The organism is Olleya sp. Hel_I_94 (assembly GCF_007827365.1).
Lineage (GTDB): Bacteria > Bacteroidota > Bacteroidia > Flavobacteriales > Flavobacteriaceae > Olleya.
This window is the reverse complement of sequence record NZ_VISI01000002.1, coordinates 2,508,893-2,523,854: the sequence shown is the minus strand read 5'-3', so window position 1 is coordinate 2,523,854 and position 14,962 is coordinate 2,508,893. Positions and strand designations below refer to the sequence as shown.

The 14,962-nt window shown below is 32.8% G+C and carries 14 protein-coding genes; 8 read left to right on the top strand and 6 right to left on the bottom strand.

Going from position 1 to position 14,962, the window contains the following annotated elements:
- Window positions 1-17: 17 nt before the first annotated feature.
- The 4 genes from JM82_RS14490 (at window position 18) to JM82_RS14475 (ending at window position 6,383) form a co-directional block, all read left to right on the top strand.
- Window positions 18-2,795: a TonB-dependent receptor gene (locus JM82_RS14490; RefSeq protein ID WP_145005588.1), complete on the top strand. Its 2,778-nt coding sequence runs from the start codon at window positions 18-20 to the stop codon at window positions 2,793-2,795.
- 5 nt (window positions 2,796-2,800) lie between these two features.
- A complete protein-coding gene (locus JM82_RS14485; protein ID WP_145005585.1) occupies window positions 2,801-4,402 on the top strand; it encodes an SGNH/GDSL hydrolase family protein in 1,602 nt (533 codons plus the stop codon).
- A 176-nt stretch (window positions 4,403-4,578) separates the two neighbouring features.
- Window positions 4,579-6,087, top strand: coding sequence for a F0F1 ATP synthase subunit beta (gene atpD / locus JM82_RS14480; protein ID WP_145005583.1), 1,509 nt, complete (start codon window positions 4,579-4,581; stop codon window positions 6,085-6,087).
- Between the two features lie 17 nt (window positions 6,088-6,104).
- The gene (locus tag JM82_RS14475) at window positions 6,105-6,383 is read left to right on the top strand and encodes a F0F1 ATP synthase subunit epsilon (protein WP_099568195.1); all 279 of its coding nucleotides are present in this window, start codon (window positions 6,105-6,107) and stop codon (window positions 6,381-6,383) included.
- 72 nt (window positions 6,384-6,455) lie between these two features.
- Here JM82_RS14475 and JM82_RS14470 read toward each other — a convergent pair whose 3' ends face one another.
- The 4 genes from JM82_RS14470 to JM82_RS14455 all read right to left on the bottom strand — a co-directional run bounded on the left by JM82_RS14470 (window position 6,456) and on the right by JM82_RS14455 (window position 9,011).
- Window positions 6,456-6,896, bottom strand: coding sequence for a LexA family protein (locus tag JM82_RS14470; RefSeq protein ID WP_145005579.1), 441 nt, complete (start codon window positions 6,894-6,896; stop codon window positions 6,456-6,458).
- 34 nt (window positions 6,897-6,930) lie between these two features.
- A complete protein-coding gene (locus JM82_RS14465) occupies window positions 6,931-8,190 on the bottom strand; it encodes a Y-family DNA polymerase (protein ID WP_145005575.1) in 1,260 nt (419 codons plus the stop codon).
- A 104-nt stretch (window positions 8,191-8,294) separates the two neighbouring features.
- Window positions 8,295-8,501: a helix-turn-helix domain-containing protein gene (locus JM82_RS14460; RefSeq protein WP_145005572.1), complete on the bottom strand. Its 207-nt coding sequence runs from the start codon at window positions 8,499-8,501 to the stop codon at window positions 8,295-8,297.
- A gap of 3 nt (window positions 8,502-8,504) precedes the next feature.
- On the bottom strand, window positions 8,505-9,011 hold the full coding sequence (locus tag JM82_RS14455) for a DUF2975 domain-containing protein (RefSeq protein ID WP_145005568.1): 507 nt from the start codon (window positions 9,009-9,011) through the stop codon (window positions 8,505-8,507).
- Between the two features lie 148 nt (window positions 9,012-9,159).
- Here JM82_RS14455 and JM82_RS14450 point away from each other — a divergent pair, with 148 nt between their 5' ends.
- Window positions 9,160-9,573 carry a putative signal transducing protein gene (locus JM82_RS14450; RefSeq protein ID WP_145005565.1) on the top strand — a complete coding sequence of 138 codons (414 nt, stop codon included), beginning with the start codon at window positions 9,160-9,162 and terminating at the stop codon, window positions 9,571-9,573.
- 19 nt (window positions 9,574-9,592) lie between these two features.
- Here JM82_RS14450 and JM82_RS14445 read toward each other — a convergent pair whose 3' ends face one another.
- Window positions 9,593-11,086 carry a PLP-dependent aminotransferase family protein gene (locus JM82_RS14445; protein ID WP_145005562.1) on the bottom strand — a complete coding sequence of 498 codons (1,494 nt, stop codon included), beginning with the start codon at window positions 11,084-11,086 and terminating at the stop codon, window positions 9,593-9,595.
- Window positions 11,087-11,163: 77 nt separating this feature from the next.
- Between JM82_RS14445 and JM82_RS14440 the strand changes: the two genes are divergently transcribed.
- The 3 genes from JM82_RS14440 (at window position 11,164) to JM82_RS14430 (ending at window position 14,418) form a co-directional block, all read left to right on the top strand.
- Window positions 11,164-12,984 carry a TonB-dependent receptor plug domain-containing protein gene (locus JM82_RS14440; protein ID WP_186439229.1) on the top strand — a complete coding sequence of 607 codons (1,821 nt, stop codon included), beginning with the start codon at window positions 11,164-11,166 and terminating at the stop codon, window positions 12,982-12,984.
- Window positions 12,985-13,052: 68 nt separating this feature from the next.
- Window positions 13,053-13,922, top strand: a complete 870-nt coding sequence (locus JM82_RS14435) for a cupin-like domain-containing protein (RefSeq protein ID WP_145005559.1) — start codon at window positions 13,053-13,055, stop codon at window positions 13,920-13,922.
- 1 nt (window position 13,923) lies between these two features.
- On the top strand, window positions 13,924-14,418 hold the full coding sequence (locus tag JM82_RS14430; protein ID WP_145005555.1) for a DUF6646 family protein: 495 nt from the start codon (window positions 13,924-13,926) through the stop codon (window positions 14,416-14,418).
- A gap of 63 nt (window positions 14,419-14,481) precedes the next feature.
- Here the strand turns inward: JM82_RS14430 and JM82_RS14425 are convergent, their stop codons facing one another.
- Window positions 14,482-14,955 (bottom strand): regulatory protein RecX, encoded by a 474-nt coding sequence (locus JM82_RS14425; RefSeq protein WP_145005552.1) that lies wholly within the window; start codon window positions 14,953-14,955, stop codon window positions 14,482-14,484.
- Between the last annotated feature and the right edge of the window lie 7 nt (window positions 14,956-14,962).

The following is a 14,962-nucleotide window of genomic DNA, read 5'->3' as shown; positions in this document are numbered from 1 at the left end:
TTAACTAAATCTAAAAAATGAGAACAATCCTTTCAATTGTATTTTTGTGCTTTTGCGGACTAACTTTTTCGCAAACAACGATCACAGGAACAGTAGTAGATGATGTAAGTCAGCAACCAATTCCTAGTGCAAACATTATTATTACTGGCACATCAGTAGGAACAGCAACTGATTTTGATGGTAACTTTTCGTTAACGACTGATCAAAATCCACCTTTCACTATACAAATAAGTAGTGTAGGTTTTGCTTCTAAAGATGTTGAAGTAACAACTAATAAACAAATTATTAATGTTGTCCTTAATGAAGGTACAGCGTTAGACGAAGTAGTAATTTCTGCGTCTAGAACTCCAGAACGTATTTTTGAATCTCCAGTTACTGTAGAGCGATTTGGATTAAAAGAAATTAAAAACACTGCATCTGCAGATTTTTATGATGGTTTAGAAAACCTAAAAGGTGTAGATGTTAACACTAACAGTTTAACCTTCAAATCTGTAAATACGCGTGGTTTTGCAACTTTTGCTAATACACGATTTATGCAATTAGTTGATGGTATGGACAACTCTACTCCTGCTTTAAACTTCCCTATTGGTAACTTAGTAGGTATGACAGAAACTGATGTTTTAAGTGTTGAATTATTACCTGGTGCATCCTCTGCCTTATATGGTGCAAACGCATTTAATGGTATTTTATTTATGAGAAGTAAAAACCCATTTGATCATGAAGGTATTAGTGCTTCTTTTAAAAGAGGTATAACATCTCAAGAAGCTGCAGGAGATAATCCGTACACCGATTTAAGTGTAAGAATGGCACATAAATTTAGCGATAAATTTGCTGCCAAAATCAACTTTGGTTACCTTAAAGGAACAGACTGGCAAGCGACTAGTGAAGTTGACAAACTTGACCCAACTAGAACAAGATCAAACACAAACTATGACGGAATAAATGTCTATGGAGATGAAGTTTCAACTAACATTAGAGCTGCATCAGGATTAGGTGTTATACCAGATGTTGTAGTGAGTAGAACAGGTTATAACGAAAGAGACTTAACACAATATAACGCTGAAAGTGTAAAAGCTGACTGGGGTTTATATTATCGTCCAATTGAAGGTAACAGTTTAGAGTTTTCATATGTTGGTAAAGTAGGAACAGGTACCACTATTTATCAAGGAACAAACAGATATAATATTGATGGTTTTTTCCAACAACAACATAAACTAGAAGTAAGAAACGACAACTTTTTTGTTAGAGCTTATGAAGTGTCTGACAAAGCAGGAGATTCTTATGACATGGTATTTACAGGAATTAATGTTAACAGAGCTTGGAAAAGTGACGAAGATTGGTTTGGAGATTATATAGCGACTTATGCTGGGATTGAACTTGGTGGTAACCCATTAGGATTAACAGACCAACAAAAACATGATGCAGCAAGAGCAGCAGCAGACACAGGAAGATACGAACCAGGATCACCACAATTTAAAAGTGCATTTAACAAAAGTATAAATGATCCAAATTTAGCTACAGGGTCTAAATTTCAAGATGCTTCAAAATATTTTCATAGTGATGCAAATTACAACTTTAGCCACTTAGTGGATATTGCAGATATACAAGTTGGTGGTTCTTATAGAAAATACACACTAAATTCTGGTGGTACAATATACACTGATGGTCAAAGCCCAATTGAATATTCTGAATTTGGAGTATATTCTCAAATACAGAAAGATATTGAATTATCAGAAGAAATGGAGCTTAAATTAACCTTATCAGGTCGTTATGACAAATCAGAATTATTTGATGGTTTCTTCTCTCCAAGATTATCTGCTGGTTTAACTTTAAATAGAAATCATAATATTAGAGCTTCTGTACAAACAGGATTTAGAAACCCGACAACTCAAGATTTATTTATTGGATTAGATGCTGGTAGAGCAATTTTAGTAGGATCTGCTCCTGAAAATTTAAATAGATATACTAGAGATTTTAATGTTAGTTTTGAAGGTCAAACCATGTTTGGACAACCTAGTACAGTTACTCAAACAGGTGCAGCTGCATACAACAACTCCTATTCAGCAAGTTCTGTGACTGCTTTTGCAGCTGCAGGTAACCCTGCTTTATTAACTGTTGCTAATCCTGAAATAATTAAACCAGAAAAAGTAACTTCTCTTGAAGTTGGTTATAGAGGAAAATACGAAAGTGTAATAGTTGATATTAGTGCTTATTACAACAAATACGAAGACTTTATTTCTCAAGAAGTTGTAATAGCTCCTTTTTACGGAACCGTAAGCAATGGAGGACTTGGTGATGGAGGACTTTCTGCTCAAGCAATTGCTAATGGAGATTATCAAGCTTATAGTGCTTACACAAACTCTGATGCAGATGTTAACTCTTATGGAGCATCTATTGGACTTTCTACTAAAGTACTAAATGGATTTGACCTAGGAGGAAGTTATACTTTTACAAAACAAGATTTTGATCAAGCTGCTAACCCAGATTTCCAAACTAGCTTTAATACACCAGAACACAAATTTAAAGCAACTTTTGGTCATACAGATTTATTTGAAAACTTTGGATTTAACATCGCATATAGGTTTAGTGATGATTATTTCTGGGAAGCAACATTTGGAAATGGTATAGTACCAGAATTTCATGTATTAGATGCACAAATTAATTATGAAGTACCTAGCATAAAATCAGTTATAAAAGTAGGAGCTACAAACCTTACAGGTAACGAGTACTTTACTGCTTTTGGTACAGGATTTATTGGATCTATGTATTATGCATCAATAACTATTAATAACTAATAATAATGAAGACTTTAAAAAACATAAAATACATTGGACTTATTGCTATTGCAATTGGCTTCTCATCTTGTAATGATGAATCAGATTATGAAGAGTTTTTAGATGTACAACCAGACACAGGTGTTGTATTACCAACACTAACTAATGGCTCTGTAGATTTTTCAAAATACGTAGCTTTAGGCGCATCATTTACTTCTGGATACACTGATGGCGCTTTATTTAAAGCTGCACAAGAAAATTCATTTCCAAACACATTATCTAAACAATTTGTTAAGGTAAATGGTACTGCTATAACGCTACCATTAATGAATGATAATATTGGAGGTCTTGTATTTGGATCAACAGTTGTTGCTAATCCAAGATTATTTTTTAATGGTTCTGGACCACAAGTTTTACCTGCTACACCAACAACAGATATTACAACTAGTTTAGCTGCAGATGGTAGCATCTTTACTAATGTAGGTGTTCCTGGAGCTAAAAGTACACATATAGATTTTAATGGATACGCTACTGCAAACCCTTACTTTGGTCGTATGGCTACAAGTTCAACAATTTCAATGTTAGAATATGCAATTGCACAAAACCCAACATTTTTTACACTGTCTGAAATTGGTGGTAACGATGTTTTAGGATATGCAACTACAGGTGGAGATGGATCAGACCCAATCACACCAACAGCAACTTTTGATTTTGTTTTTACAGATATGGTTAATCAATTAACCGCTGTTTGTCCTAATGGAGTAGTAACTAATGTACCTTATATTACAGATTTACCTCATTTTACAACAGTACCGCACAACCCATTAGATCCTACAAATCCTAGCTTTGGACCACAAATACCATTATTAAACTCTATTTTTGGAGCTTTAAATCCAATATTTAATGCGGTAGATCCAGCTAGAGCAATTGTGTTTTCTGAAACATCTGCAAGTCCAGTAGTTATCCATGATGAGAGCTTAGCAGATATTTCAGCAATTATTATTCAACAATTAAATGCAAGTCCGACCTTCCCAGGATTTATAGCTCAGTTTGGTTTGCCTGCGTCTGCAGCACCATTAGTTGCAAATTTATTAGGTGCAACTTATGGACAATCAAGACAAGCTACAGAAGCAGACTTGTTAGTATTACCTAGCTCTTCAATTATAGGAACAGTTAATACTGCTAATGTCGCTGCACTAATGGGACAAGGTTTACCACAAGCTTTAGCAGGACAATTCTCTGTAGAAGGTGTTAGTTTACCTTTAGCAGACAAATGGGTGGTTTTACCAACAGAACAAGCTGAAATCAAAACTGCAACAGACGCTTATAATGCTACTATTTCAAGTGTAGCCAACTCTAAAGGTCTAGCTTTAGTAGACTTAAATGCTATTTTAAGTCAAGCCTCTGTAATGGGAGTAGAATTTGATGACTATAATTTAGCGACCAATTTAGTTACAGGAGGTTTAGTAAGTTTAGACGGTGTGCATTTAACAGCAAGAGGATACGCATTAATGGCTAATAAATTTTTAGAAGCTATAGATGCAACTTACGGATCAAACTTTGTAGCTTCAGGTAATGTTGCTAAAGCAGAAGACTTTGGTGTAACATATTCTCCAGCACTACAATAAAAACAAAAATTATATAAATTATAAACACCTGTTATTCTGTGTTAAGATAGCAGGTGTTTTTTTATAGATAAAAAAGGAAATCCTCCTTTTTTTTTAAATTAAAACACCTATCTTTGCACGCGAAAACAGAAGGTGTTTTCTTTCAATTAAATACCATAATATTAAATAGATAAGTAATGTCAAAAGTTACAGGTAAAGTTGCTCAAATAGTAGGTCCAGTTATCGATGTAGAATTCGCTGCTGGTTCTGAACTACCAAAAATTTACGATTCATTAGAAATTATCAAGGCTGATGGTTCAAAATTAGTATTAGAAGTACAATCTCACATTGGTGAAGACACTGTACGTACAATCGCTATGGATTCTTCAGATGGTCTTAGTAGAGGAACAGAAGTTATTGCTACCGGTGCTCCAATACAAATGCCAATTGGTGGAGATGTTTACGGACGTCTATTTAACGTGATTGGAGATGCAATTGATGGTTTAGGAGAACTACCTAAAGCAGGAGATGCAGGATTACCAATACATAGATCTGCTCCAAAATTTGAAGATTTATCAACATCTACGGAAGTATTATTTACAGGTATTAAAGTAATTGACTTAATTGAGCCTTACGCAAAAGGAGGTAAAATTGGATTATTTGGTGGTGCAGGAGTTGGAAAAACAGTATTAATCCAAGAGTTGATTAACAATATTGCAAAAGGACACGGTGGATTATCTGTTTTTGCAGGAGTTGGAGAAAGAACACGTGAAGGTAACGATTTACTTCGTGAGATGTTAGAGTCAGGAATTATCAAGTATGGTGATGACTTTATGCATTCTATGGAAGAAGGCGGATGGGATCTTCAAAAAGTGGATAAAAATATAATGAAAGAGTCTAAGGCTACTTTCGTATTTGGACAAATGAATGAGCCACCTGGAGCTCGTGCTCGTGTAGCACTTTCAGGATTAACAATAGCAGAATACTTCCGTGATGGAGCTGGAGAAGGACAAGGAAAGGATGTACTTTTCTTCGTTGATAATATCTTCCGTTTTACACAAGCTGGTTCTGAGGTATCTGCATTATTAGGTCGTATGCCTTCTGCGGTAGGTTACCAACCAACATTAGCAACTGAAATGGGTGCAATGCAAGAGCGTATTACTTCTACTAAAAGAGGTTCTATTACATCTGTACAAGCGGTATATGTACCTGCGGATGATTTAACGGATCCTGCACCAGCAACAACGTTTGCTCACTTAGATGCTACAACAGTATTATCTCGTAAAATTGCAGAGCTTGGTATTTATCCAGCAGTAGATCCATTAGATTCTACTTCTAGAATTTTAACAGCAGATATTTTAGGTGATGAGCACTACAACTGTGCACAACGTGTTAAAGAGTTATTACAACGTTATAAAGAATTACAAGATATTATCGCCATTTTAGGTATGGAGGAATTATCTGAAGAGGATAAAATGGCTGTAGGTAGAGCAAGACGTGTACAACGTTTCTTATCTCAACCATTCCACGTAGCTGAGCAGTTTACAGGTCTTAAAGGTGTTTTAGTAGACATTAAAGAAACTATTAAAGGATTTAATATGATTATGGATGGAGGTTTAGACCACTTACCAGAAGCAGCATTTAACCTTAAAGGATCTATTGAAGAAGCTATCGAAGCAGGAGAAAAAATGCTTGCTGAAGCTTAATCTAAAAAATTAAAAACATGCATTTAGAAATTGTATCACCAGAAGCAACATTATTTAAAGGAGAGGTAACTAGCGTTACTGTTCCTGGAGTAAATGGTGACTTTGAGATGTTAAACAATCACGCACCAGTGGTGTCTTTATTAAAAGAAGGAACCGTTAAAATAGCTGGTAATATTGTACTAGATAAAGAAGTAGCAGATCGCTTTACAACAGGTGATAAAAACACAACTTTATTAAAAATAAACTCTGGTACACTTGAAATGAATGGAAACAAAGTAATAATATTGGCTGACTAATATTATTAAATAATAATAAAAAACGCGAAACATATGTTTCGCGTTTTTTTTGTTTTATACCTAATATAAAAATTATACCTTTTTAATCACATTTGTAACTATTCCCCAAATTAAAAAATTATTATCCTCTGTAATTTTAATAATTGGATAATTAGGATTTTCTGGTTGCAACCACACTTCATCTTTAGAGACTCTTAAGCGTTTTACAGTAAATTCACCATCTAAAAAACAAACTGCAATTTTATTGTTAGAAGGTTCTAAACTACGATCAATCACTAATAAATCGTTATCATCTAATCCAGCTCCAATCATAGATTGACCACTTACTTTAGCATAAAAGGTAGCCTCTTTATTTTTTACAAGTTCTTCGTCTAATGATAGACGATGCTCTTTAAAATCCTCTGCAGGAGAAGGAAAACCTGCCGAAATTCCAGTATCAAAAAATTGTCCGGCTGCATTGTCTACAGCATCTGGCGTAAAGAAGGTTAAGCTTCCTGATTTATGTGTAATCATAGTTTTGTTTACTAAGGTATTATTTTTAACTATACTATTTAACGACAATAATATCGTTTATATTGGTTGTGTATTTAGGTGATAGTCTGTCTTGGCGCATTTTCCAGGTATGCTTTAAATCTTGATTTGCTATTTTTACTTTATTATTTTTGTACTTAGCATTTATGCTATCAATAGACTTCATTAGTGGTTCATGTTTTGGATTTTCTTGATCAAACAAATGTAATTGATGATTATCCATTGGCACTAATCCTGTAACACTAACACCTGCTTTTTTGTACTGTATTCCTTTTTTAAAGATAGACATTAATGCACTGATGGCACAATTACTTATAATTAAAGACGAGTTAGTGGGATACGTCAAATTTACACTTGTACTAATGCGATGTTGTTCTAATTCTTTTTTATGCTTATCACTTTTTAACATAACTATTATTACATAACAACTAGAGCCTTGTTTTCTTAATTTTTCGGCACAACTAACTGCAAAGGTCGCAACACGTTCTTTAATATATTCTATATCCGAATAACTATAATCAAAGCTACGTGTAGTTGCAATCATCTTTTTTTGGATAACTATTTCGTCCAACTTTAAAGTTGGAATCCCTTGTAAATCTCGTTTTAATTTAGACTCCACAACCGAAAAGTTTTTTTGAACCCAAACGTCAGATAATTGTGTAAAATCGTAAGCAGTGTTGCAATCTTTTGCCAATAATTGCTTAGACAACTGCCTTCCCAATCCCCAAACATCTTCAATAGGCAGCCATTTTAAAGCTTTAAGACGCCTTTCATCACCATCTATAACGTAAACACCTTTAGTTTGATCCGGATACTTTCTAGCAATTTTATTAGCTACTTTACTTAAAGCTTTAGTTGGTGCAATACCGACACATGTTGGTATACCTGTCCATTTTAAAATTCGTGATTTTATCTCTAATCCATACTTGGTAAAATCGAAATTATCAAATCCTTTAAAGTATAAAAAGGATTCGTCTATACTATACACTTCAATATCTGGTGAATATTGCTTTAAAATAGACATAACACGACTACTCATATCACCATATAAAGGATAATTTGAGGATAAAACGGTAACGTTATTAGCTTTGCAAAAGGATTCCCATTTAAAAATTGGTGCTCCCATTGGCAAACCTAACGCTTTAGCCTCATCACTACGTGCGATAACACAACCATCGTTATTACTTAAAATAGCGACTGGCTTGCCTATTAAATTAGGGTTAAAAACACGCTCGCAGGAGGCATAGAAATTATTACAATCTACTAATGCAAACATATGTGTAAAATTAAGTAAAATGTTTGAATTATTGTAAACTAAAAATTTGTGAAATGTTAAAGTTTTATTGAACTTAATATGCTAATAGTATTTCAAATATTCAATTAGTCCTCTACAAACTCTAATATATCTGCAGGTTGACAGTCTAATGCTTTGCAAATAGCCTCCAAAGTAGAAAAACGTATGGCTTTAGCTTTACCTGTTTTAAGTATGGATAGATTAGCTGTGGTTATACCAACAATTTCAGCCAACTCGTTACTTTTCATGTTTCGCTTTTCTAGCATTATGTCAAGTTTTACTATTATGGACATAAACTATATGGTTAAGTCATTTTCTTGTTTTGCAAACTTAGCTACCTTAAACACTTCGCTTAGGACCATAAAGAACAACCCAAAACAAAGCATTATTAAAAAAGAACTAAAACCAATTTCAAGCTCTAATTTCTGTTTGTACAAAATTTTATAAATAAAAGTTGGAACACCTTGCAAAAAAGCAGCAACAACTAACCAAATACCAATGTTATTTAGATTATAGATAACTACATTGTCAAACAAATTAACTTTAGTAAAATACCTCAGTACCTTTTTAAATAAAAACACACAATACATTAAAATTAAATAAGAGCACATTAAGGTTATTAAAATAGCTTTGCTTAGACCATCAAAACTTGTAACCTCAATATTATTTATTTTAATAGGAAACCCTTCCAAACTATTATCAAATATTACAAACCCAATAAAAATAAATAACAGAGGAATTAATGGAAGAGAGATTATCCAAAAAAAATCTACTATAGCTTTTAAAATACTTAATTTTCTCATTATTATTATCGTTTAACAATAACAAATATAATAAAATTATCGAAAAACAATAATAATATTTATAAAATGGTTTATTCTTTACTTTAATTTTATTTTAAAAATGAAACAACACATCGTATATTTAACAAAAACATCAAATCAATAGTCTATGTCTCAAACCTTTAAAACTATAGCTAAATTTCAGTACTCATCAGAAGCCCAAATAATAAAGGGACGATTAGAGTCTGAAGGTATTGAAGTCTTTTTAAGTGACAATATTACAATTGACACAGACCCTTTGGTTAGCAATGCAATAGGTGGTGTTAAATTAAAAGTTTTATCTACAGATGCTATGCAAGCGCAACATATTTTAGAAAGTATTAATAAATACTCGGTTGATGATGAAGGCAAAGCAATACACTGTCCAAATTGTAATAGTACAGAAGTACAATTGTTTTCTACAATTACAAGTTTAAAATCTTTTTTCGCATTTATATTCGGGTTTATCTCTGGTACACTTCCCTTCTACTCTAAAGATAAATACCGATGTGCTAATTGTAACACGGAATTTGATATTAAGTAACAACAGATTTAATAAAAAACTATGCCTTTATAGCATCACAACTAGTTTTTAATATCGTAACTACTTGCTCAATTTCAGTTTCGTTTAAATGCCCAAAACCCAAACGTATAGCACAAACTGTTTTGCTTTGATACAATATGGTTTTTGGCAAAAATAAATCGTGCGTTTTTGCTTTTTCAGCTAATTTTATAAGTGATATACTAGGCTTAAAATTTATCCAAACCGCTAAACCTCCTGTAGGAACTTGCCAAGTGGCATTATCTTTAAAATGAGTCAATAAACTAGCACATAAATAATCACGTCGTTGCTTGTAAATAGTTATGTTTTTTTTAATTAACCTATGTATTTCGCCTTCAGATATTAATTCTGTCAGAATTTGCTTCTGAATTAAATCCCCTTGTTTGTCCAGAATTTGTAGGTAATTTTTAGCTTCATTTATAATATTTTCTGGAGCCACTACAAACCCGATTTGAAAACTAGGAAAAAAAGACTGCCCTAAACGCCCTAAGTATATAACTACACCTTCTACATCTGCACTAGCCATAGGTAACATTGCTGATCCTTCAAACTGAAAGTCGTAATCAAAATCATCTTCAATTATAGCAAAATTATAAGCTTTAGCTAATTGCAATAATTTTAAACGTCGCTCTGCTGTCAATGTCACTGTTGTTGGATATTGTCTATGTGCACATACATACACACATCTAATACTGTTTTTAGTAAAGTTTTTTTCGATAAAATCCACATCAATACCATGTGCATCTACAGGAATAGTAATTAAATTTGCACCTGCTTGCTGAAAAATCATATTAGATTTATAATGACTTAAATTACCAACAAGCACAACATCTTTGTGCTGTATTAATAGTTGAGAAATGATATATAAACTCATTTCTGTACTACGTGTACTTACAATATTATTAGGCTTGATATAAAAACCTCGTGTCGCGTTTAGATAATTACACAACTGAATATTAAAAGTTGTGTAGGACTGTTCTTGTGTTTGATTCCATTTAGAAATTAAAGATGAACGCTTCATGGAAGCACTATACCATTTGGAAAATTGATGCGTTGGATGCAATCGTAAATCAGGTTGCCCATCGTTAATCACATAATTACTAACAGAAAACTCTTCGGTTGAAGCTAAATTAAAAGACGATTGAAACGGAAATCCTGCTGTTTCTGGATATGTTTTTAATTGCTCCACACCTTGTAAAACACCTTTTATAGTTGCAGTCTTACGTTCTGGCATTAGCACAAAGGTGCCTTTATTGGCTACAATATCCACCCAACCTTGTGAGGCAAGCTCGTCATAAACCGCAACAGCAGTGTTTCTATTTATACTAAATAAGTTACTAAATTTTCGAGTTCCTGGTAATGCTGTTCCTTCTTGTAAATAACCACGTTGGATAGCATTTATCATTTGTTGTGCTATCTGAATATAAATCGAAGTGTTTGGCGATTTTTCAAAATGAATTAACGTTTGTAATATATCTTCAACCGGACTACTCATTGTTTTAAAACTGGACTACTTTAGTGATCCGGAAAGTTACGAATTTTGCATCGCAAAAAATGCGAATACATTTTATTATGAAATTTACTTACTTATTTACTTTAATTGGGTTATTATCTTTAACATCTTATGCTCAAGATTTAGAGCAACAACAGCAATTAGACTCGGTTATAATTACATCCTCTAGAATTGAGCTTCCTTTTAAGGAAAACTCCAGAACTATTACTGTTATTTCGTCTTCAGACATAAAAAACAGTGCAGCAACCAATGTTGCAGATCTATTACAACAAGTTGCAGGAGTAGACATTAGACGTCGTGGGACTGCTGGTAGTCAAGCCGATTTATATATTAGAGGTGGTGGTTTTGACCAAACCCTATTATTAATTGATGGTATAAAAATGGACGATGCACAGACTGGTCACCATACCATGAACGCAGCCTTACCTATTGAGGTTATTGAACGTATCGAGATTATAAAAGGTCCTGCTGCTAGAGTATTTGGTCAAAATGCATTTACAGGAGCAATAAATATTGTAACTAAAACTAATTTAAACAATTCGGTTTCGGCAAATTTAGAAACTGGTTCTTTTGGTCAATTAAATGCAGGTGTTACTGTTGGCACAGAATTAGACAACTCGTCACACATTATTCACGTTGGTAAAATGACCTCTGAAGGTTACCGAAACAACTCAGACTACGACAATACTAACTACTTCATAAAAAGTGTATTTAACAAAAAAGCGCAAGCTATAGAGATGATTACAACTTTTTCTGACCGTAAATTTGGAGCAGAAAACTTTTACACGACCAATCCTGCTTTTAATGAATATGAAGAAACTAAAAACAGTTTAATTGGATTTACAACAACTTTTAATACAGAAAAACTTAAAATTAAACCTCGTATTTATTGGAAACGTAACGAAGATTTATTTTTACTAAAACGTGAGGATCCTTCATTTTTTAGAAACCTTCACATTACTGACAAAATGGGAGCAGAAGTAAATGCATCTTATACATCAACAGCTGGTGTTACTGGTTTTGGTGTTGATGTTTCTAAAATATATATTAGAAGTAATAATTTAGGGAATCGTAATCGATTTATGACTAACCTATTTTTAGAACACCAATTTAAATTACTAGAGGATAAACTAGATATCACTCCAGGAATTGCAGTAACATACTTTTCAGATTTTAAATTTCATGCCTTTCCTGGATTAGATCTTGGTTATCAGGTTAACGACAATATAAAGCTTTACGGAAACATTGGTTATACTTACCGTATCCCAACCTATACAGACTTATTTTATAATGATTTCAGAACCTCTGGAAATGCTAATTTAGAGCCTGAAGAAGCGTTTGCACAAGAGCTTGGTATAAAATACAACACTAATAATTTTTCCGGAACGATAGCTTTATTTAACAGAGATGCAAAAAATCTTATAGATTTTATAAGACCTAATGCTACTGAAACTATTTATACAGCGACCAATATTGCAGAAGTTAACACCAAAGGGTTTGAAGTAGATGCCTCTTACAATTTTAAAATTTCAGATTATAATCAATCCTTAGCCATTGGATACACCTTTTTAGAAGATGATATTTTAGATCAAAATAAAGAATTATCACGATACTCTTTAAACACTTTAAAGCATCATTATACAACACGCTTAAGCACGCAATTATTTAAAAATGTTAGACAAAACATAGTCTATAAACATGCTGAGCGCACAACAGGACAAACCTATAATGTTTGGGATGCCTCTTTAATTTTAACGGTCAAACAATTAGAATTTACTGCTACAGCAAGTAATATTTTTGACGCAGATTATATCGAAACTGGCTTTACACCAATGCCTCCAAGTAACGTGTTATTTGGTATGCGTTTTAACTTTAACTAAAGTGTAACACAAACATTTTTACTTTTTTTGGTAACGTTTTATTAACTTTGAACCCTAATTTTAATAATTTGAGTTTAAACCTTCAAGACATACCAAGAGTTAAAACAATAACAAAACAGGAATTTATTAAAAACTATTTTAAGCCTCAAAAACCTGTTGTTATTGAGCAGTTTATAACAGATTGGCCTGCATATTCTAAATGGAATTTAGAGTATATTAAAACAGTTGCTGGAGACAAAACAGTCCCTTTATATGACGACAGACCTGTTGACCATAAAGATGGGTTTAATGAGCCACACGCTAAAATGAAAATGAGTGACTATGTTGATTTGCTTAAACGCGAACCAACAAAATTTAGAATATTTTTATGGAATATTTTAAAAGAAGTCCCTCAGCTTCAAAAGGATTTTAGCTTTCCAGACTTTGGTTTAAGACTAATGAAGGGATTACCTATGCTTTTTTTTGGAGGTCGCGACAGCTACACCTTCATGCATTATGACATAGATTTAGCCAATATTTTTCACTTTCATTTTGAAGGCGAAAAACAAGTTATTTTATTTGATCAACAACAAAACAAGCATTTATATAAAGTCCCATTTGCTTTAATTACACGAGAAGATATAGATTTTTCTAATCCAGATTTTGCAAAATGGCCTGCTTTAAAATACGCTAAAGGTTGGCAATGTCAATTAAACCATGGTGAAGTTTTATACATGCCAGAAGGCTATTGGCATTACATGCGCTATATAACACCAGGATTTTCCATGAGCCTACGTGCAATAGCTAGAAACCCAAAAAATTTAAGTAAAGCAGTATACAATGTCTTTATAATGCGTAATTTTGACAACTTAATGCGACGTATTAAAGGTCAAAAATGGATTAATTGGAAAAACAATAAAGCCATTGTTAATACAAACAAAAACTTTAAAGCAAATTAAAATGAAAAGAGGATTACTTTTATTAGCTGTATTACTAACTGTAGGATTAGTAAACGCTCAGTCTTTTGAAGGAAAAGGCGATCAAAAATTACAAATCGGAGCAAACTTTCAGGATAACGTTAACGGTATTACTGTAACTTACGACTATGGTTTAGGCGAAAACATATCTGTTGGAGTTGTAACGGGTTACGCTTTAAACTTAAACAATGGTTTAAGTGCAGATTTTGAAGATCGAGTAGAGATTGAAGGTCGTTTTAATGCTAACTTAGGTAGCGTTTTAAACATTAGTGATAATTTTGATTTATATCCTGGTATTAGCTTAAGCTTAAAAAACTTTGGTGGACATTTAGGAATGCGTTACTTTTTCTCTAGTGGTTTTGGAATATTTTCAGAATTTGGAACAACGTTTGCCAAATACAATTCGGATATTTTAACTCCTGCTGAAAAAATTCATAATCAATTTACCGTAAATGTTGGTGCTGTATTTAACCTATAGTAAACAACTTAATCATAATAAAAAACCTTTTAGTGTCATACATTAAAAGGTTTTTTTTATACTCTATTTTATCAGCTCATTTGCTTTATCATATACCAAATGACTCTCCCAACCACGATACAATAAGTAATCAATAAGCTTCTTTTTTTTCTTATACTTATCGGTTTCTCTTAAAGATTCAGCTTTTTTTTCGGCTAAATCATTAAAAACTCCGATGTACTCCTCTTCGTCAATTTCGCTAAATGCTTGATTTACATTATATTTGGATATATCCTTTTTCTTTAATTCGAGTAAAAGTCTACGACGACCCCATTTTTTGATTCTAAACTTACCTCGAACAAAAGATTTAGCATAACGTTCTTCGTTAAGAAAATTGTGATCCATAAGGTGTACAATTATAATATCTGTAGCTTCAGGTATCATATGCATACTTTTTAGTTTTTGTCTAACCTCTTGGTGACAACGCTCTTGATACGCACAATAATGCTCTAGCTTTTTTTTAGCTTCGTCTACAGTAAAAGTATTAGTTACATTCATGTGCTAA

Excerpts from the sequence above, each read along its gene's own strand:
- atpD (WP_145005583.1), top strand. The coding sequence starts at position 4,579 with ATGTCAAAAGTTACAGGTAAAGTTGCTCAAATAGTAGGTCCAGTTATC.
- JM82_RS14425 (WP_145005552.1), bottom strand. The coding sequence starts at position 14,955 with ATGAATGTAACTAATACTTTTACTGTAGACGAAGCTAAAAAAAAGCTA.
- JM82_RS14445 (WP_145005562.1), bottom strand. The coding sequence starts at position 11,086 with ATGAGTAGTCCGGTTGAAGATATATTACAAACGTTAATTCATTTTGAA.
- JM82_RS14460 (WP_145005572.1), bottom strand. The coding sequence starts at position 8,501 with ATGTCCATAATAGTAAAACTTGACATAATGCTAGAAAAGCGAAACATG.
- JM82_RS14485 (WP_145005585.1), top strand. The coding sequence starts at position 2,801 with ATGAAGACTTTAAAAAACATAAAATACATTGGACTTATTGCTATTGCA.
- JM82_RS14465 (WP_145005575.1), bottom strand. The coding sequence starts at position 8,190 with ATGTTTGCATTAGTAGATTGTAATAATTTCTATGCCTCCTGCGAGCGT.
- JM82_RS14470 (WP_145005579.1), bottom strand. The coding sequence starts at position 6,896 with ATGATTACACATAAATCAGGAAGCTTAACCTTCTTTACGCCAGATGCT.
- JM82_RS14450 (WP_145005565.1), top strand. The coding sequence starts at position 9,160 with ATGTCTCAAACCTTTAAAACTATAGCTAAATTTCAGTACTCATCAGAA.
- JM82_RS14490 (WP_145005588.1), top strand. The coding sequence starts at position 18 with ATGAGAACAATCCTTTCAATTGTATTTTTGTGCTTTTGCGGACTAACT.
- JM82_RS14475 (WP_099568195.1), top strand. The coding sequence starts at position 6,105 with ATGCATTTAGAAATTGTATCACCAGAAGCAACATTATTTAAAGGAGAG.
- JM82_RS14440 (WP_186439229.1), top strand. The coding sequence starts at position 11,164 with ATGAAATTTACTTACTTATTTACTTTAATTGGGTTATTATCTTTAACA.
- JM82_RS14455 (WP_145005568.1), bottom strand. The coding sequence starts at position 9,011 with ATGAGAAAATTAAGTATTTTAAAAGCTATAGTAGATTTTTTTTGGATA.
- JM82_RS14430 (WP_145005555.1), top strand. The coding sequence starts at position 13,924 with ATGAAAAGAGGATTACTTTTATTAGCTGTATTACTAACTGTAGGATTA.